Source organism: Pseudomonas sp. LF020 (assembly GCF_053456425.1).
The window spans coordinates 324,898-343,216 of record NZ_JBRFIX010000004.1; the positions used below are offsets into that span (position 1 = coordinate 324,898).

Annotated in this window: 14 protein-coding genes; 11 read left to right on the plus strand and 3 right to left on the minus strand. The window is 61.8% G+C overall.

Annotated features, from left to right (window positions below; genetic code table 11):
* Positions 1 to 1,737 (minus strand): arginine--tRNA ligase, encoded by a 1,737-nt coding sequence (argS, locus tag ACU680_RS12070; RefSeq protein ID WP_367082672.1) that lies wholly within the window; start codon positions 1,735 to 1,737, stop codon positions 1 to 3.
* Between the two features lie 261 nt (positions 1,738 to 1,998).
* Positions 1,999 to 4,218, minus strand: a complete 2,220-nt coding sequence (locus ACU680_RS12075; protein ID WP_448179546.1) for a primosomal protein N' — start codon at positions 4,216 to 4,218, stop codon at positions 1,999 to 2,001.
* A gap of 284 nt (positions 4,219 to 4,502) precedes the next feature.
* Here ACU680_RS12075 and rpmE point away from each other — a divergent pair, with 284 nt between their 5' ends.
* From rpmE to ACU680_RS12090, 3 genes are all read left to right on the plus strand, one after another.
* Positions 4,503 to 4,718: a 50S ribosomal protein L31 gene (gene rpmE / locus ACU680_RS12080; RefSeq protein ID WP_007968345.1), complete on the plus strand. Its 216-nt coding sequence runs from the start codon at positions 4,503 to 4,505 to the stop codon at positions 4,716 to 4,718.
* 41 nt (positions 4,719 to 4,759) lie between these two features.
* Positions 4,760 to 5,542 carry a thermonuclease family protein gene (locus ACU680_RS12085; protein ID WP_448179655.1) on the plus strand — a complete coding sequence of 261 codons (783 nt, stop codon included), beginning with the start codon at positions 4,760 to 4,762 and terminating at the stop codon, positions 5,540 to 5,542.
* A gap of 183 nt (positions 5,543 to 5,725) precedes the next feature.
* Positions 5,726 to 6,994 carry a malic enzyme-like NAD(P)-binding protein gene (locus tag ACU680_RS12090; protein WP_007968342.1) on the plus strand — a complete coding sequence of 423 codons (1,269 nt, stop codon included), beginning with the start codon at positions 5,726 to 5,728 and terminating at the stop codon, positions 6,992 to 6,994.
* Positions 6,995 to 7,256: 262 nt separating this feature from the next.
* Here the strand turns inward: ACU680_RS12090 and ACU680_RS12095 are convergent, their stop codons facing one another.
* A complete protein-coding gene (locus ACU680_RS12095; RefSeq protein WP_367082678.1) occupies positions 7,257 to 9,704 on the minus strand; it encodes a penicillin-binding protein 1A in 2,448 nt (815 codons plus the stop codon).
* Between the two features lie 216 nt (positions 9,705 to 9,920).
* On the opposite strand from ACU680_RS12095, the gene ACU680_RS12100 reads away from it, so the two are divergent.
* The 8 genes from ACU680_RS12100 (at position 9,921) to ACU680_RS12135 (ending at position 18,156) form a co-directional block, all read left to right on the plus strand.
* Positions 9,921 to 10,985, plus strand: coding sequence for a pilus assembly protein PilM (locus ACU680_RS12100; RefSeq protein ID WP_108590281.1), 1,065 nt, complete (start codon positions 9,921 to 9,923; stop codon positions 10,983 to 10,985).
* A complete protein-coding gene (locus ACU680_RS12105; protein ID WP_367082680.1) occupies positions 10,985 to 11,551 on the plus strand; it encodes a PilN domain-containing protein in 567 nt (188 codons plus the stop codon). Before ACU680_RS12100 ends, ACU680_RS12105 begins: the two co-directional genes overlap by 1 nt.
* Positions 11,548 to 12,171, plus strand: a complete 624-nt coding sequence (gene pilO / locus ACU680_RS12110) for a type 4a pilus biogenesis protein PilO (protein ID WP_027611313.1) — start codon at positions 11,548 to 11,550, stop codon at positions 12,169 to 12,171. The genes ACU680_RS12105 and pilO overlap by 4 nt, the downstream gene beginning before the upstream one ends.
* Entirely contained in the window at positions 12,168 to 12,695 is a 528-nt protein-coding gene (locus ACU680_RS12115; protein WP_367082682.1) for a pilus assembly protein PilP, read from the plus strand. The genes pilO and ACU680_RS12115 overlap by 4 nt, the downstream gene beginning before the upstream one ends.
* Before the next feature lie 13 nt (positions 12,696 to 12,708).
* Positions 12,709 to 14,781: a type IV pilus secretin PilQ gene (locus tag ACU680_RS12120; RefSeq protein ID WP_367082683.1), complete on the plus strand. Its 2,073-nt coding sequence runs from the start codon at positions 12,709 to 12,711 to the stop codon at positions 14,779 to 14,781.
* 4 nt (positions 14,782 to 14,785) lie between these two features.
* Positions 14,786 to 15,304, plus strand: a complete 519-nt coding sequence (gene aroK / locus ACU680_RS12125; protein WP_024011270.1) for a shikimate kinase AroK — start codon at positions 14,786 to 14,788, stop codon at positions 15,302 to 15,304.
* A gap of 151 nt (positions 15,305 to 15,455) precedes the next feature.
* Entirely contained in the window at positions 15,456 to 16,556 is a 1,101-nt protein-coding gene (aroB, locus tag ACU680_RS12130) for a 3-dehydroquinate synthase (protein ID WP_108590286.1), read from the plus strand.
* A 10-nt stretch (positions 16,557 to 16,566) separates the two neighbouring features.
* The gene (locus ACU680_RS12135) at positions 16,567 to 18,156 is read left to right on the plus strand and encodes an AAA family ATPase (protein WP_329698937.1); all 1,590 of its coding nucleotides are present in this window, start codon (positions 16,567 to 16,569) and stop codon (positions 18,154 to 18,156) included.
* Positions 18,157 to 18,319: the final 163 nt, after the last annotated feature.

Below are 18,319 nucleotides of genomic sequence, written 5' to 3' on the forward strand. Positions count from 1 at the left end.
TTACATGCGCTCCAGAGTTTCCAGGCCCAACAGTTCCAGGCCTTGCTTGAGAGTACGACCGGTCAGCGCGGCCAGACGCAGACGGCTCTGCATCTGGACCGGCGTTTCGGCGGCGAGAATCGGGCAGTTCTCGTAGAAGCTGGAGAACAGACCGGCGACGTCATACAGATAAGTGCAGAGAATGTGCGGCGTGCCTTTTTCCGCAACGCTGTTCAGCACTTCGCCGAACTGCGCCAGCTTCGCCGCCAGCTCTTGCTCGTGCGCGGCTTCGAGGACGATCTGGCCGTCGACTTCGCTGAAGTCCTTGCCCAGTTTGCGGAACACACCGGCCACACGGGTATAGGCGTACAGCAGGTACGGCGCGGTGTTGCCTTCGAAATTCAGCATCAGGTCGAAGTTGAAGCTGTAGTCGCTGGTGCGGTGCTTGGACAGGTCGGCGTATTTCACCGCACCGATGCCGACAACCTTGGCGATGTTGCGCAGTTCGTCTTCGGCCAGTGTCGGGTTCTTCTCTTTGACCAGGTTGTAGGCACGTTCCTGGGCTTCGGTCAGCAAATCGATCAGCTTCACGGTGCCGCCATCACGGGTCTTGAACGGACGGCCGTCGGCGCCATTCATGGTGCCGAAGCCCATGTGCTCCATTTCCATCGGATGGGTCACGAAACCGGCTTTGCGCGCCACGGCGAACACTTGCTGGAAGTGCAGGGCCTGACGCTGGTCGACGAAGTACAGCGCGCGGTCGGCCTTCAACTTGCCACTGCGGTAGCGCACGGCTGCCAGGTCAGTGGTGGCGTACAGGTAACCGCCGTCAGCCTTGACGATGATCACTGGTAGCGGATCGCCGTCGGCGTTCTTGAACTCGTCGAGGAACACGCACTGGGCGCCGTTGCTCTCGACCAGCATGCCGGCGGCTTTGAGGTCGTTGACCACGTTGATCAGGTCGTCGTTGTAGGCGCTTTCGCCCATCACGTCGGCCATGGTCAGTTTGACGTTGAGCAGTTCGTAGATCTTCTGGCAGTGCGACAGCGAGATGTCCTTGAACTTGGTCCACAGCGCCAGGCACTCGGCATCGCCGGCCTGCAGCTTGACCACCAGGCCACGGGCGCGGTCGGCGAACTCTTCGGATTCATCGAAACGCTGCTTGGCGGCGCGGTAGAAGTTTTCCAGATCGGACAGCTCGTCGCTGGTGATCGGGTTTTCCTGCAAGTAAGCCATCAGCATGCCGAACTGGGTGCCCCAGTCGCCCACGTGGTTCTGGCGGATCACTTCGTCGCCAAGGAACTCGAGAACACGGGCCACGCCGTCGCCGATGATGGTCGAGCGCAAGTGGCCGACGTGCATCTCTTTGGCCAGGTTCGGCGCCGACAGGTCGACCACGGTGCGTTGCGCCGGGCCGGCCTTGCGCACGCCAACGTGAGCATCGGCCAGGGCGGCGTCGAGGCGCGAGGCGAGGGCCTGGGTGTTCTGGAAGAAATTGATGAAGCCGGGGCCGGCGATTTCGGCCTTGGTGACGTTCTCGTCGGCCGGCAGCGCGGCAATGATTTTCTCCGCCAGATCGCGCGGCTTCATGCCCGCAGGCTTGGCCAGCATCATGGCGATGTTGCTGGCGAAGTCGCCGTGGGTCTTGTCACGGGCGTTCTCCACCTGAATCGCCGGCGACAGGCCTTCAGGCAACACACCTTCGTTGACGAGTTGGGTGAGGGCTTGTTGGATCAGCTGGCGAATGGTGTCTTTCATGGTCTTCTCTTTCGACCGCAAGCGCGGCGGCGCATCGATGCGCGGGTGGAAAAACTGGGCATTATCCGTTGCGAAGACGGGCTTGCCAACCTTAGCAGGCAGGATGTGGATATGTGGTGACAAATTACCCTGTGGCGAGGGAGCTTGCTCCGGCTCGGCTGCGCAACAGTCGTAAAACCGCTGACTCGGTTCGGCTGGCATTTCCGTTTTGGGGCCGCTTCGCGCCCCAGCGGGAGCAAGCTCCCTCGCCACAGGTCAGCGTCAATACAAATCCACCGGATCGACATCCAGCGACCAGCGCACCGCGCGCCCGCTCGGCATCTGCTCCAGCACCAGCAACCAGCTGGCGAGCAGTCGATGCAAGGGTGCCCGCGCCGCCGCCTGCACCAACAGCTGTGCCCGATAGCGCCCCGCACGGCGCTCCATCGGTGCCGGCACCGGTCCGAGCAATTCGATCCCGCCCAGATTCTGTTCAGCCAGCAAACGCTCGGCGGCGCTGCATGCCTCATCGAGAAAACCTTCCGCCTGCCCCGGTTTGTGCGCTTCGGCGCGTAACAGCGCCAGGTGTGAAAACGGCGGCAGCCCCGCCGCGCGGCGCTCACTCAAGGCCTGCTCGGCAAAGGCGAAGTAGCCCTGCTCGGTCAGTTGCACCAATAAAGGATGGTCGGCCAAGTGGGTCTGTATGATCACTTTGCCCGGCTCCTCAGCCCGCCCGGCGCGCCCGGCCACCTGCACGATCAGCTGCGCCATGCGCTCGCTGGCGCGGAAGTCGCCGGAGAACAGCCCGCCGTCGGCATCCAGAATCGACACCAGCGTGACCCGGGGGAAGTGGTGCCCCTTGGCCAGCATTTGCGTGCCGACCAGAATGCACGGCTGGCCTTTCTGAATCGTCGCGAACAGTTGATTCATCGCGTCCTTGCGCGAAGTGCTGTCGCGGTCGACGCGCAGCACCGGGTAGTCCGGGAACAGAATCGCCAGGCGTTCCTCGGCGCGTTCGGTGCCGGCGCCCACCGGCCGCAGATCGACTTTGTTGCACTTGGGGCATTGGCGCGGCGTGCGCTCGACGTTGCCACAGTGGTGGCAGCGCAGCTCACCGTAGCGCTGGTGCACGGTCATCCGCGCGTCGCAGCGTGAGCATTCGGACATCCAGCCGCAATCGTGGCACAGCAAAGTCGGCGCGAAACCACGGCGATTGAGGAATACCAGCACCTGCTGGCCGGCCGCGAGGGTCTGGCCGATGGCTTGTTGCATCGGCCCGGAAATGCCGCTGTCCAGCGGACGGCTTTTCACGTCCAGCCGCAGGAAACGTGGTTGTTTGGCGCCGCCGGCCCGCTCGTTGAGGCGTAGCAGGCCATAACGACCGGTGTAGGCGTTGTGCAGGCTTTCCAGCGACGGCGTGGCGGAGCCGAGGACGATCGGGATGTTTTCCTGGCGCGCACGCACCAGCGCCAGATCCCGGGCGTGGTAGCGCAGGCCTTCCTGCTGTTTATAGGAGCCGTCGTGTTCTTCGTCGATGATGATCAGTCCCGGGTTTTTCATCGGGGTGAACAGCGCCGAGCGGGTGCCGATAATAATGTCGGCCTCGCCGTCGCGGGCAGCGAGCCAGGCGTCGAGGCGCTCACGGTCGTTGACCGCCGAATGCAGCAGGGCGATGCGCGCATTGAAGCGCTGCTCGAAACGCGCCAGAGTCTGCGGGCCGAGGTTGATCTCGGGGATCAGCACCAGCGCCTGCTTGCCGGCTTCGAGGGTTTCGCGGATCAGCTGCAGATAGACTTCGGTCTTGCCGCTGCCGGTGACCCCGGCCAGCAGAAACGCGTGATAACTGTCGAACCCGGCGCGGATCGCCTCGTAAGCGGCGCGTTGTTCGGTGTTGAGCGGCAGTTCCGGTTGCGCCAGCCAGTGTTCATGGCGCACGCCGGGCGCATGTCGGCGGATTTCCACCTGCACCAGACCCTTGGCCAGCAGCAGGTCGAGGCTGTCTTTGCTCAGCATCAGCTTGCTCAGCAACTGATGGGCTACGCCGTGGGGGTGCTGCGCCAGCGTCGACAATGCTTCACGCTGGCGCGGGGCGCGGGCGATGCGCGAATCATCGAGGCTGGCACCGGGCGCAACCGACCAGAAGCGCTCCTGACGGGCTTCAGCCAGTTCGCCCTGTCGCAGCAAAACCGGCAGCGCCCAGCTCAAGGTGTCGCCGAGGCTGTGCTGGTAATACTGGGATGTCCACAGGCACAGCTTGAACAGCGCGGGCGGCAGCGGCGGCTCGGCATCGAGCAGGGCCAGCGCCGGTTTGAGTTTTTCCAGCGGCACGTCGCTGGTGTCGGTGACTTCGACCAGGATCCCGATCATTTCCCGCCGACCGAACGGCACCCGCAGGCGCATGCCCGGCTGCAACTGGGCACGCGATACCCCGGCCGGCGCCCGATAATCGAACAGGCGGCGCAGGGGCGAAGGCAGGGCGAGGCGCAGAATGGCGTCGGGCACGCGGGGGGATCTCTATCAACACAAAAGGAGGCTTGGCGCAGATCAAGTTTGGGAGCGAGCTTGCTCGCGAACGCGGTGTGTCAGGCACGAAGTCATCAACTGGCACAACGCATTCGCGAGCAAGCTCGCTCCCACAGGGGTGCGTTCAAGCCCGGGAGCCTAGCAGACGGTCGGTCTCAGGGACAGCTTGCGCGATTGACATTGTCTGGTAGAATCCGCGGCCTAATTACGTGCGGTATTCAACAATAGTGTTGGGTGGCGGCACGCTAGCTGAGGAAGACATCATGAAAGCTGATATCCACCCGAATTACCCAGAAGTTGCAGTAACCTGCAGCTGCGGCAACAAGTTCGAAACCCGTTCGACCTTCGGCAAAGCCCTGGCGATCGACGTTTGCAACGAGTGCCACCCGTTCTACACCGGTAAGCAGAAGACTCTGGACACCGGTGGCCGCGTTCAGAAGTTCGCCGACCGTTTCGGTGCCTTCGGCGCCAAGAAGTAAGATTGGTCATTCTGGAAAACTTCGACGGTTTCTCCAGGCTGATGAAAAAGGCGTCCCTTGTGGGCGCCTTTTTTGTGTCCGCGATTTGGCTGTCCGCTGCCCAGGCATTTTGCCCCACGCCTGCCGGCCTGAGCAGCGTCAGCGTCCAGCGCGTGGTCGATGGCGACACGCTACGCCTGAGCGATGGGCGCAGTGTGCGGATGATCGGTCTCAACACGCCGGAGCTGGGCAAGCAGGGCCGCAGTGACGAACCCTTCGCCGTGGCGGCGCGCAAACGCCTTGAAGCACTGGTGGCGGACAGTGGCGGGCGGGTCGGGTTGCTCCCCGGCAGGCAGGCCAAAGACCATTACGGCCGGATCCTGGCGCATGTCTACAGTGCCAGCGGCGCCAGTCTTGAAGCGCAAATGCTCGCCGATGGCCTCGGTTTTCAGGTCGCGGTGGCGCCGAACGTCGATCTTGTTGCCTGTCAGCAGGCCGCTGAGAGGCGCGCGCGAACCGCTGGACGCGGCGTCTGGCGCCAGTCGCCTGTACTGAAAGCGCAGCAGATCCAGCGTTCGGGTTTCGCCGTGGTCAGCGGGCGTGTGAGCAAGGTTCAGCGCAATCGCGGTGGAATCTGGATCGAGTTGCAGGACGCGCTTGTGTTGCGCGTTGCACCCAATCTGCTCGGACAGTTCGACAATGCCCGCTTGCAGGCATTGAAAGGCAAGCAGGTCGAGGCTCGCGGCTGGGTCGTCGATCGTTCGCGACGCGGCGGGTTGAAACCGGGTCAGCCACGCTGGTTACTTCCGCTGACGGATCCTTCAATGCTGCAAAGCGCTCGCTGAATAAAAATTGTAGACATTTTTTCTGTTGATTGTGAACAGTCCAGCCCTTGTGCGCCGTGGCTCTTGGCCCAAAGTCGTAGGACAGCGCGCTTGACAGGGGTGACCGCTCAGTCTTGTGGGGACTTTGCGAGGCGCGTATCCTCGCTGACCAGTCTGTCCAACAGTAAAAAGCGGAATGCCAAAATGTCTGATCTGAAAACTGCCGCTCTCGAATATCATGCCAATCCTCGTCCAGGGAAGCTGAGTGTCGAGCTCACCAAGGCCACTGCTACCGCCCGCGACCTGTCGCTGGCCTACAGCCCCGGCGTAGCTGAACCAGTGCGTGAGATCGCTCGCGATCCTGAACTGGCCTACAAGTACACCGGCAAGGGCAACCTGGTTGCAGTCATTTCCGATGGCACCGCGATTCTGGGGCTGGGTAACCTCGGCCCACTGGCTTCCAAGCCGGTTATGGAAGGTAAAGGCGTGCTGTTCAAGCGCTTCGCCGGTATCGACGTATTCGACATCGAAGTCGACTCCGAAAGCCCGCAAGCCTTCATCGACACCGTAAAACGCATCTCCATCACCTTCGGTGGCATCAACCTGGAAGACATCAAGGCACCTGAGTGCTTCGAGATCGAACGTGCTCTGATCGAGCAGTGCGACATTCCGGTATTCCACGATGACCAGCACGGCACCGCAATCGTGACCGCGGCCGGCATGATCAACGCCCTGGAAATCGCCGGCAAGACCCTGCCGGAAGCCAAGATCGTCTGCCTCGGCGCCGGCGCTGCGGCCATCTCCTGCATGAAGTTGCTGGTGAGCATGGGCGCAAAAATCGAAAACATCTTCATGGTTGACCGTACCGGTGTGATCCACTCCGGCCGTGACGACCTGAACCAGTACAAAGCCGTGTTCGCTCACGCCACCGACAAGCGCAGCCTGGCTGACGCTCTGCAAGGCGCTGACGTGTTCGTCGGTCTGTCCGGCCCGAACCTGCTGAGCCCTGAAGGTCTGCTGTCGATGGCGGCCAACCCGATCGTCTTCGCCTGCTCGAACCCGGATCCGGAAATCTCCCCGGAACTGGCACACGCCACCCGCAGCGACGTGATCATGGCCACCGGTCGTTCCGACTACCCGAACCAGGTCAACAACGTTCTGGGCTTCCCGTTCATTTTCCGTGGTGCCCTGGACGTTCGCGCCAAGCGCATCAACGAAGAAATGAAAGTGGCTGCGGCCAACGCCCTGCGCGAACTGGCCAAGCTGCCAGTGCCGCAGGACGTGTGCGACGCCTACGGTGGTGCGCCGCTGGAATTCGGCCGTGAGTACATCATTCCGAAGCCAATGGACAAGCGCCTGATCACCCTGATCTCCGACGCCGTGGCCAAAGCTGCGATCGAGACCGGTGTGGCGACCCTGCCGTATCCGAAGAACTACCCGCTGAAAAGCGTGGATGACGTGTTCAACGGCTAAGTCGTTGTAGCGCTTCAACCGAAAGCCCCGGCTCGTCATGAGTCGGGGCTTTTTTATGCCTGATATTTTTGTCGCGACTGGATTGGCGCCATCGCGAGCAGGCTCACTCCTACAGGGTTTGAGTTGTTCACTCTATCTATGCCGCACCTTGGTCCTTGTAGGAGTGAGCCTGCTCGCGATGAGGCCAGTGGTCTCACCACAAAACCAACAGGCAATAAAAAGCCCCGCTCTCTCGAAGGCGGGGCTTTTCAATAACGCTGGATCAGAACAGATCGATCGGTGCCTGCTCATCAGCCGGCAGCGGACTGCCCGGTACGGCACCGTTGCCCAGCTCATTCACCGAAGGCGGCGTGTCTTCCGACTTGAACAGCTCGAAGTAAGCACCTGGCGTGCTTGGCGTTGCCGCGCGACCGCTGACCGGATCCACCCGCAGGCTGAGGATGCCTTCCGGCTCAGGCTGCACATGCGGCGGCTTGTCCTTGAGCGCGGCCGACATGTAGTTCATCCAGATCGGCAGCGCCACGGTACCGCCGAACTCGCGACGACCGAGGCTTTCCGGCTGATCGAAACCGGTCCACACGGTGGTCACGTAATCGGCGTTGTAGCCGGAGAACCACGCATCCTTCGATTCGTTGGTGGTACCGGTCTTGCCCGCGATATCGCTGCGACCCATGGCCAGTGCGCGGCGCCCGGTGCCGAGCTTGATCACGTCCTGCAGCATGCTGTTGAGAATGTACGTGGTGCGGCCATCGACGATTCGCTCGGCGACTGCCGGCGCTTGTGGCGCGGCGGCAGTGCCCGGGGCTTCACCCGGCACCGGCGCGGCGTTGACGGTGATCGGCTGCGACGCTGGCGCGGCGAGGCCATCCGTGGCCGACACGCCCTGAGGCACGGTCGGCGGGTTGGCGACGAACAACGTGTCGCCGTTACGGCTTTCGATCTTGTCGATGATGTACGGGGTGATCTTGAAGCCGCCGTTGGCGAAGGTGCTCCAGCCTGTGGCGATTTCCATCGGGGTCAGGGTTGCGGTGCCCAGTGCCAGCGACAGGTTCGGCGGCAGGTCCTGCTTGTTGAAGCCGAAACGGGTGATGTAGTCGATGGTCTTGCCCACACCCATCGCCTGCAGCAGGCGGATCGACACCAGGTTACGCGACTTGTACAACGCCTCGCGCAGCCGGATCGGGCCGAGGAAGGTGTTGGTGTCGTTCTTCGGCCGCCAGACCTTATCCAGGTACTCGTCGACGAACACGATCGGAGCGTCGTTGACCAGCGTCGCGGCGGTATAACCACTGTCCAGCGCAGCGCTGTAGACGAACGGCTTGAAGCTCGAACCCGGCTGACGCTTGGCCTGCAGGGCACGGTTGTAGTTGCTCTGCTCGAAAGCGAAACCACCGACCAGCGAGCGAATCGCGCCGTTCTGCGGATCCAGCGATACCAGCGCGCCCTGCGCCTGCGGGATCTGGCTGAATTTGAGCGAATTGTTCGGCTGACGCTGCACCCGAATCAGATCGCCGACCTGCGCCACATCCGACGGCTGACGCGGTGCCGCGCCCATGCTGTTGGTATTGAGGAACGGCCGCGCCCATTTCATGGTGTCCCAGGCGACGTGTTCTTCGCCGGTACGGGTCAGCACCTGCAAGCCATTCTTGTCGACCTGGGTGACGATGGCCGGCTCAAGACTGCTGATGGTGCGCTGCTTGGTCAGCTCGCTGGCCCACGCTTCGTGGGTCTTGCCCGGCAGACGCGATTCAGGGCCACGGTAGCCGTGACGCTGGTCGTAGGTCATCAGGCCTTCGTGCAGCGCGGTGTTGGCCATTTCCTGCAGATTGCTCGGTACCGTGGTGGTGACGCGGAAACCTTCGGTGTAGGCGTCGCTGCCATAGCGACCGACCATTTCGGCACGGGCCATTTCGGCGATGTACGGCGCGTTCACTTCCGGCGTCGGTACGTGATAACTGGCGTTCAGCGGCTCGTTGATCGCGGCGGTGTAGTCCGCTTCGGAAATCTTCCCGAGCTTGTACATGCGCCCGAGGATCCAGTCACGGCGCTCCTTGCTGCGCGCCGGGTTGGCCAGCGGGTTGAAGCGCGACGGGGCTTTCGGCAGGCCGGCGATCATCGCCATCTGCGCCAGGCTGACGTCGCGGATCGACTTGCCGTAATACACCTGCGCTGCCGCCTCGATGCCATAGGCGCGGTTACCCAGATAAATCTTGTTCACGTACAGCTCGAGGATCTCGTCCTTGGTCAGCTGCCGCTCGATCTGCAGAGCCAGAAGAATCTCGGTGGTCTTGCGCGAGAAGCTGCGTTCGCTGGTCAGGAAGAAGTTCTTCGCCACCTGCATGGTGATGGTGCTGCCGCCGGACTGAATGTGCCCGCTTTTGACCAGTTGGGTCGCGGCACGCATCAGGCTGCTCGGATCGACGCCATAGTGGTTGGCAAAATTGTCGTCTTCAGCACTTAGTAACGCATTAATGAAATTGGGTGGAATGTCGGCGAAACGGATCGGAGTACGGCGCATTTCGCCAAATTCTGCGATCAACTTGTTGTCGCTGCTGTAGACCCGGAGCGGAATCTGCAACTGAATGCTTCTCAGCGCCTCCACAGACGGCAAACCCGGACTAAGGTAAAGAAACGCGCCGCTGAGACCTAAAAGCAGTCCGCAGAAAACGGCGACGATGGACCAACCGAAAAATTTCAGCAGACGAATCAAGGCTTTTGAACATCCAGGGCAAAGAATGAATTGGGCGACAGGGTTCCGGTAACACACAGAACAACCTGGGCCGGCAGTAAAAAGCGGAAAAAAACGCTGGGCATTATAAGCACTTTTCTGCTGGGGGCGTCATTTGCGCTTCTGTCAAGACGGGGTGAAGGAACGCAATGCGTATTACAGAGTCCGTAACTCACGGAAAGTCATAGGGAATTGGTAGTGCTGGGACTCTTCAATAAAAAGACCAATACGTTACTGGGGATCGACATCAGCTCCACTTCGGTGAAGCTTTTGGAACTGAGCCGTCAGGGTGACCGCTACCGGGTCGAGGCGTACGCGGTTGAGCCGCTGCCGCCCAACGCCGTGGTCGAGAAGAACATCGCCGAGCTCGAAGGCGTAGGTCATGCCTTGTCCCGCGTGCTGGTCAAGGCGCGGACCGGGCTCAAGAGCGTGGCGGTGGCGGTGGCCGGTTCCGCGGTGATCACCAAGATCATCGAGATGGACGCCGGGCTGACCGACGACGAGCTGGAAAACCAGCTCAGGATCGAGGCCGACCAGTACATTCCCTATCCGCTGGACGAAGTCGCCATCGATTTCGAGGTTCAGGGCGTTTCCCCGCGCAACCCGGAGCGGGTCAACGTGCTGCTGGCCGCATGCCGCAAGGAAAACGTCGAAGTGCGCGAGGCGGCACTGGCGCTGGCCGGGCTGACCGCGCGAGTGGTCGATGTCGAAGCCTACGCACTGGAGCGCTCGTTCGGCCTGCTCGCCACGCAACTGGCGGCATCGCAGGAGCGTCTCACGGTGGCGGTGGTGGACATCGGCGCGACCATGACCACCCTCAGTGTTCTGCACAACGGCAAAATCATTTACACCCGCGAGCAACTGTTCGGTGGGCGGCAACTGACCGAGGAAATCCAGCGCCGGTATGGCCTGACCATCGAGCAGGCCGGTCTGGCGAAAAAACAGGGCGGCTTGCCCGATGACTACGTCAGCGAGGTGTTGCAGCCGTTCCGGGAGGCGCTGGTGCAGCAAGTCTCGCGCTCGCTGCAGTTCTTCTTTGCCTCGGGTCAGTACAACGCGGTGGATCACGTTCTGCTGGCGGGTGGTACGGCATCGGTGCCGGGGCTGGATCGCCTGATCGAGCAGCGCCTGGGCACCCCGACCCAGGTCGCCAACCCGTTTTCCGACATGGCCCTGAGCAGCAAGGTCAACGCTGGGGCGCTAGCCAGTGACGCGCCGGCCCTGATGATTGCCTGCGGGCTCGCGCTCAGGAGTTTCGACTGATGGCGCGGATCAACCTTCTCCCCTGGCGTGAGGAACGCCGCGAAGAGCGGCGCAAACGCTTTCTGCTGATCCTGATCGGGGTCTTCGTCGGTTCGGTGGGCGCAGTGTTCATCGCCGATCAGATCTTCAGTACCGCCATCGAGCGGCAGGCAGCACGCAATGCCTACATCGGCAAACAGATCGCCGTGGTCGACGAGCGGATCAAGCAGATCAGCGAACTTAAGGCTCGGCGCCAGCAACTGGTCGAGCGCATGCGCATCATCCAGGACTTGCAGGGCAACCGGCAGATCAGCGGGCGGATCTTCGACCAACTGGCGCGCACGCTGCCGGACGGGGTGTATTTCACCAGCGTGAAATTGCTCGGCAAGACGCTGTCGATCAGCGGCGCGGCGGAATCGAACAATCGCGTCTCGGAGCTGATGCGCAATCTGGACGCTTCCGACTGGTTCGATGCGCCCAGCTTGAACGAGGTGAAAGCGACGACTGCCGGTCAGGTGGATCAGGCCAACGTCTTTCAGCTGACCGTGCGTCAGACCCAGCCAACCGTAACGGAGGGCGACAAATGAAGCCGTCCGAATGGCTGCAAAGTCTGCGCAATATCGACTTCAACGATCTGGACACCAGCAATATCGGCTCCTGGCCGGCCGCGGTGAAAACCATCGCGGGAGCGTTGCTGGCGGTGCTGGTGTTGGCGCTTGGCTATAACTTTTTCATCAGCGACATGGAAAACCAGCTGGAAGCCAAGCGTCAGGAAGAAGACACCTTGAAGGAGCAGTTCGCCAGCAAGGCGCACATGGCCGCCAACCTGGAGCTGTACACCCAGCAGATGAAGGAGATGGAGAACTCCTTCGGTGTGCTCCTGCGTCAATTGCCCAGCGACACCGAAGTTCCGGGATTGCTCGAAGACATCACCCGCACCGGGCTGGGCAGTGGTCTCGAATTCGAAGAGATCAAGCTGCTGCCGGAAGTGACCCAGCCGTTCTACATCGAGTTGCCGATCCAGATCACGGTCACCGGGGCTTACCACGACCTCGCGACCTTTGTCAGTGGCGTCGCCGGGTTGCCACGGATCGTCACCTTGCACGATTTCGAACTGGCGCCTGCCAACCCGGACGGCGGGACGAAGCTGCGCATGAGTATCCTCGCCAAGACCTACCGTTATAACGACAAGGGGTTGGACAAATGACCCCGATCCGTTATTTCGCCCTGTCGGTGCTGTTGCTGGGTCTTGGCGGATGCTTTGGTGGAGATGACTTCAGCGATCTCGACACCTACATGAATGAAGTGCGTCTGCGGCCGGCCGGCCGGATCGAGCCGACGCCGACGTTCCGTTCCTATCCGACGTTTACCTACAGCGCGGCCAACCTGCGCAGCCCGTTCTCGCGTCAGGTGCGCGTCGATCTGGCCGGGCAGCAGCGTGGCTCGCGCAACGTCAAGCCCGACCCCAACCGGGTCAAGCAGTACCTCGAAGGTTTCAACATCGAGCAGTTTGAAATGGTCGGCACGATCTCCAATGCCTCCGGTTCCTTCGCCCTGCTGCGCGGAGCGGGGGCGGTGCATCGACTGAAAGTCGGCGACTACCTGGGGCGCAACGACGGGCGCATCGTCGCCATCAGCGCCACTCAGGTCGATGTGGTCGAAATCGTCCCCGATGGCGAAGGCGCCTGGCTGGAGCGTCCGCGCACCATTCCTTTGAAAGAGCACTCATAGTGGAAGTCGAACAATGAACAGGATTTTCTTTAGCCTCGGTTTTTCGCTATGGATAGCGCTGCTTTCACCGATGGTTCAGGCGGCCAGCCTCAAGACGCTGGATGTCGCGGCGTTACCGGGTGACCGCATCGAGTTGAAGCTGTCGTTCGACGGTCCGCCACCGCAACCCAAGGGCTACACCACTGATTCGCCGGCGCGAATCGCTCTCGATCTGCCGGGTGTCGCCAGCCAACTGGCAAGCAAGACCCGTGATCTGGGCAGCGGCAACGCGCGAACCGCCACGGTAGTCGAGGCTAACGACCGCACGCGCCTGATTATCAACCTGACGCAACTGACGCCCTACACCTCACGGGTAGAGGGCAACAATCTGTTCGTGGTGGTCGGGCAGGGCGCCAAGCCTGCTGCGCCACGGCCAGCCGCTGTTGCGCCGCGACCGGTCGCGGCGCCGGCAAAGGCTTATACCCCCGTTGCCAAAACCATTCGTGGCGTCGACTTCCAGCGTGGCACCGCGGGGGAGGGCAACGTCGTCATCGACCTGTCGGACCCGACCATCGCCCCGGACATCCAGGAACATGACGGCAAGATCATCCTCAGTTTTGCTCGCACGCAGTTGCCCGACAGGCTGCGGGTACGCCTCGACGTCAAGGATTTCGCCACCCCGGTGCAGTTCGTCAACGCTGCCGCCACCGGTGATCGTGCGGTCATCACCGTCGAACCCAGTGGCACGTTCGACTATTCCACCTACCAGACCGACAACAAGCTGACCGTCAGCATTCGCCCGATGACCGTCGATGACCTGCAAAAGCGCAACGCTGACCGCAACAGCTACAGCGGTGAAAAGCTTTCGCTGAATTTCCAGGACATCGACGTGCGTTCGGTGCTGCAACTGATCGCCGACTTCACCAACCTCAATCTGGTGGCCAGCGATACGGTGCAGGGCGGGATCACCCTGCGTTTGCAAAACGTGCCGTGGGATCAGGCGCTGGACCTGGTGCTGAAAACCAAAGGCCTGGACAAGCGCAAGATCGGCAATGTGCTGCTGGTGGCGCCGGCCGACGAAATCGCTGCCCGTGAACGCCAGGAACTGGAGTCGCAAAAACAGATCGCCGAACTGGCACCGCTGCGCCGCGAGCTGTTGCAAGTGAATTACGCCAAGGCCGCGGACATCGCCAAGCTGTTCCAGTCGGTGACCAGCGCCGAGGCGAAAATCGACGAGCGTGGCTCGATTACCGTCGATGAGCGCACCAACAACATCATTGCCTACCAGACCCAGGATCGCCTCGACGAACTGCGGCGGATCGTGGCGCAACTGGATATTCCGGTGCGCCAGGTGATGATCGAGGCGCGGATCGTCGAGGCCAACGTCGATTACGACAAGAGTCTGGGCGTGCGCTGGGGCGGCTCGATCCAGAACAAGGGCAACTGGAACACCTCGGGGGTCAGCAATGGCTCGTCGACCACCATTGGCACGCCGGGCAGTACCAGCACCAACTCGCCGTTCGTCGACATGGGCACGGTCGGTAACACGTCCGGGATCGGCATCGCCTTCATCACCGACAACGTGCTGCTCGATCTTGAGCTGACTGCCATGGAGAAAACCGGCAACGGCGAAATCGTCTCCCAGCCGAAAGTCGTCACCTCCGACAAGGAGACGGCGAAGATCCTCAAGGGCACCGAGATTCCGTATCAGGAAGCCAGTTCCAGCGGTGCGACGTCGGTGTCGTTCAAGGAGGCTTCGCTGTCGCTGGAAGTGACGCCGCAGATCACCCCCGATAACCGCATCATCATGGAGGTCAAGGTCACCAAGGATGAACCGGACTACCTGAACAAGGTGCAGGATGTGCCGCCAATCAAGAAGAACGAGGTCAACGCCAAGGTGCTGGTGAACGACGGCGAGACCATCGTGATTGGCGGTGTTTTCTCAAATACTCAAAGCAAGGTTGTAGATAAGGTGCCATTTCTTGGCGATGTGCCGTATCTTGGCCGCCTTTTCCGGCGTGATGTGGTTTCGGAGAAAAAATCCGAGCTGCTGGTATTTCTCACTCCGCGTATCATGAATAACCAGGCGATTGCTGTGAGTCGTTGATTCTGTGCGAAATTTGATTCTTGTAGGACCGATGGGCGCTGGCAAAAGCACCATCGGCCGGTTGCTGGCCAAAGAGCTGCGCCTGCCGTTCAAAGATTCCGACAAGGAAATTGAACTGCGCACGGGCGCCAATATCCCGTGGATCTTCGACAAGGAAGGCGAGCCCGGCTTTCGTGACCGTGAGCAGGCGATGATCGCCGAGCTGTGCGCGTTCGACGGTGTGGTGCTGGCGACCGGCGGTGGCGCGGTGATGCGCGATGCCAACCGCAAGGCCCTGCACGAGGGCGGGCGGGTGGTGTATCTGCACGCCTCCGTCGAGCAGCAGGTCGGCCGCACGTCGCGCGATCGCAATCGGCCTTTGCTGCGCACCGCCGATCCGGCGAAAACCCTGCGAGACCTGCTCGAGATCCGCGATCCGCTCTATCGGGAGATCGCCGATCTGGTGGTGGAAACCGACGAACGGCCACCGCGCATGGTGGTGCTCGACATTCTCGACCGTCTGGCACAGCTGCCACCCCGTTAAAGCGCCGCCGGAAATGCGCTATCCTCGGCGTCCTGTCACAGCCGTCGAGGTTGTGGCGGATGGCGTGCGAGCGGCGTCATACCCGCTATAGGCCGCAGACAACCAATAATTCAGGGCAGGACGCCTGCTTCCATCTTCACTGTGGGGACACATGCAGACACTCAAGGTCGATCTAGGCGAGCGCAGCTACCCGATTCATATTGGCGAAGGTTTGTTGGATCAGCCTGAGCTGCTGGCACCGCATATTCATGGGCGGCAAGTGGCAATCATCTCCAACGAGACCGTGGCGCCGCTCTATCTCGAACGTCTGACCCAAAGCCTTGCGCAGTTCTCGGTCATCTCGGTGGTGCTGCCGGACGGCGAAGCGTTCAAGAACTGGGAAACCCTGCAACTGATCTTCGACGGCCTGCTAACGGCCCGTCACGACCGCCGCACCACGATCATCGCCCTCGGCGGCGGGGTCATTGGTGACATGGCCGGTTTTGCCGCCGCCTGCTACCAGCGCGGCGTCGATTTCATCCAGATACCTACCACGCTGCTGTCCCAGGTCGATTCGTCGGTGGGCGGCAAGACCGGCATTAACCATCCGCTGGGCAAGAACATGGTCGGCGCGTTCTATCAGCCGAACGTCGTGCTGATCGATACCGCGTCCCTGAAAACCCTGCCGGAGCGCGAACTGTCCGCCGGTCTGGCCGAAGTCATCAAGTACGGTCTGATTTGCGACGAGCCGTTCCTGACCTGGCTCGAAGACAACGTCGACGCCCTGCGTGCGCTGGACCAGAAAGCCCTGACCTACGCCATCGAGCGCTCCTGCGCAGCCAAGGCTGCCGTGGTCGGCGCCGATGAGAAGGAAACCGGCGTGCGCGCCACGCTTAACCTGGGCCACACCTTCGGCCACGCCATCGAGACCCACATGGGCTATGGTGTCTGGTTGCATGGTGAGGCGGTCGCCGCTGGCACCGTGATGGCGCTGGAAATGTCCGCGCGTCTGGGCTGGATCAGCGAGCAGGAGCGTGATCGCGGCATTCGTCTGTTCCAGCGTGCCGGTCTGCCGGTGATTCCGCCGGAAGAAATGACCGAAGCCGATTTTCTCGAACATATGGCAATTGATAAAAAAGTGATCGACGGTCGTCTGCGCCTGGTGCTGCTGCGCCGGATGGGCGAAGCGGTGGTGACCGCCGATTATCCGAAAGAGGTTCTACAGGCCACGCTGGGAGCGGATTACCGCGCTCTGGCTCAGCTTAAAGGTTAATAAGATTCCGATGACTAGTTTGCATGCCGACGAGGCGTTCCTCGGCCATTTCCAGTTAAGTCACGACCCTTTCGCGCCGCGGGTGCCGGGCTTCAAATTCTTCCCGGCCCAGCGCAAACCGGTGCTGGGGCAACTGCATCACCTGGCGCGTTACAGCCAGTTGCTGCTGGTGGTCACCGGCCCGCAGGGCAGCGGCAAGACCTTGCTGCGTCAGGCGCTGGTGGCCAGCACCAACAAGCAATCGGTGCAAAGCGTTGTCGTGTCGGCCCGTGGCGCCGGCGATGCCGCTGGCGTGCTGCGTCAGGTGGCGCAGGCGCTGGACGTGGCGCAGGCGGAAGTCGGCGCGATTCTGGCGCAAGTGGTGCAGCTGGCACTGACCGGGCAGGAAGTCTATCTGCTGGTGGATGATGCCGAGCAGCTCGACGAATCCGCCCTCGAGGCGCTGATGGCGCTGGGCGCCGGTGCGCCGGAAGGTCGTCCGCACGTGTTCCTGTTCGGTGAGTCGTCGCTGATCGCGCAACTGGAGGCCTTGCACCTCGAGGAAGAGCGCTTCCACGTCATCGAACTGCAGCCGTACACCGAGGAAGAGACCCGCGAATATCTCGACCAACGGCTGGAAGGTGCGGGCCGGGGTGTCGAACTTTTCACCGCGGATCAGATCTCTGAGATTCACGAAAGCGCCGAGGGTTGGCCTGGCAACATCAACCAGGTCGCTCGCGATGCACTGATCGAAGTCATGATTGCCAGCCGCTCTGCGGTCAAGCGTCCAAGTATGGGGTTCAACATGCCGAAGAAACACGTATTGGCGATATCCGCCGTCGTTGTGGTCGCGGTCGCCGCCGCCTGGCTGATGCCGGGTCGCAACAAGGCGCCAACCACTGGCGCTCCCGCCAACGAACAGGCACAACTGCCGTTGGGCCAGGGCGCCAAGGGTGGCGCGCCGAACGTCGAGTTCGCCGGCAATACCCAGCCGATGCCGCTGCCGCTGGTCGGCAACTCGCAACCGGTGATGCGCGGCCCGTTGGCTGAAGCCGCTGGCGGCATCACTGAAGGTGACGACGGCGTGCCGGTTGAAGGCTCCAGCGCGACGCCGCCGACCGTCACCACTTCCGCACCACCGGCAGGTGTTCCGGCCGGTCCGGCGCCAACCCCGGTTCCGGTGCCCGCCGCCAAGCCGACCCCGGCTCCGACTCAGGTCGCCACCGCCAAGCCTGCTCCGGCAGCGCCAGCGGCCAAACCGGCTCCTGCCCCGGCCAAGCCAGTTGCAGCCGCCAAACCGGCCGAGAAGCCGGTTACCGTCGCCAAAGCCGCCGGTGGCAGCTGGTACGCCGGTCAGCCGACCAGCAACTATGTGGTGCAGATCCTCGGTACCAGCTCCGAAGCGACCGCACAGAACTTCGTCAAGGAGCAGGGCGGCGAGTACCGTTATTTCAAGAAAGTCCTCAACGGCAAGCCGCTTTACGTGATCACCTACGGCAACTTCGCCAATCGTGATGCAGCCGTTTCTGCCATCAAGGCCTTGCCAGCGAAGGTTCAGGCTGGTAAACCTTGGCCTCGCACTGTCGCCAGCGTCCAACAGGAACTGGCAACAACTCGCTGAAGATTCGGCGGCCTTACCCAGGCCGCCTCTCCAAGCACCTCAAAATTTCTACGAGTGCGCGCTTCCTTCCAGGTCGCGTGCCTTGTGGTGTCTGCGTCACAGTAGTCTTTGAGTCGTTGCGGTCAGAATTAAAAAAGTTTTGACTAGCACAGCATATCGCTTT

Bases quoted from the DNA above. Each gene is read 5' to 3' on its own strand.
- argS (WP_367082672.1), bottom strand. From the start codon at position 1,737: ATGAAAGACACCATTCGCCAGCTGATCCAACAAGCCCTCACCCAACTC.
- rpmE (WP_007968345.1), top strand. From the start codon at position 4,503: ATGAAAGCTGATATCCACCCGAATTACCCAGAAGTTGCAGTAACCTGC.
- ACU680_RS12085 (WP_448179655.1), top strand. From the start codon at position 4,760: ATGAAAAAGGCGTCCCTTGTGGGCGCCTTTTTTGTGTCCGCGATTTGG.
- ACU680_RS12090 (WP_007968342.1), top strand. From the start codon at position 5,726: ATGTCTGATCTGAAAACTGCCGCTCTCGAATATCATGCCAATCCTCGT.
- ACU680_RS12105 (WP_367082680.1), top strand. From the start codon at position 10,985: ATGGCGCGGATCAACCTTCTCCCCTGGCGTGAGGAACGCCGCGAAGAG.
- pilO (WP_027611313.1), top strand. From the start codon at position 11,548: ATGAAGCCGTCCGAATGGCTGCAAAGTCTGCGCAATATCGACTTCAAC.
- ACU680_RS12115 (WP_367082682.1), top strand. From the start codon at position 12,168: ATGACCCCGATCCGTTATTTCGCCCTGTCGGTGCTGTTGCTGGGTCTT.
- ACU680_RS12120 (WP_367082683.1), top strand. From the start codon at position 12,709: ATGAACAGGATTTTCTTTAGCCTCGGTTTTTCGCTATGGATAGCGCTG.
- aroB (WP_108590286.1), top strand. From the start codon at position 15,456: ATGCAGACACTCAAGGTCGATCTAGGCGAGCGCAGCTACCCGATTCAT.
- ACU680_RS12135 (WP_329698937.1), top strand. From the start codon at position 16,567: ATGACTAGTTTGCATGCCGACGAGGCGTTCCTCGGCCATTTCCAGTTA.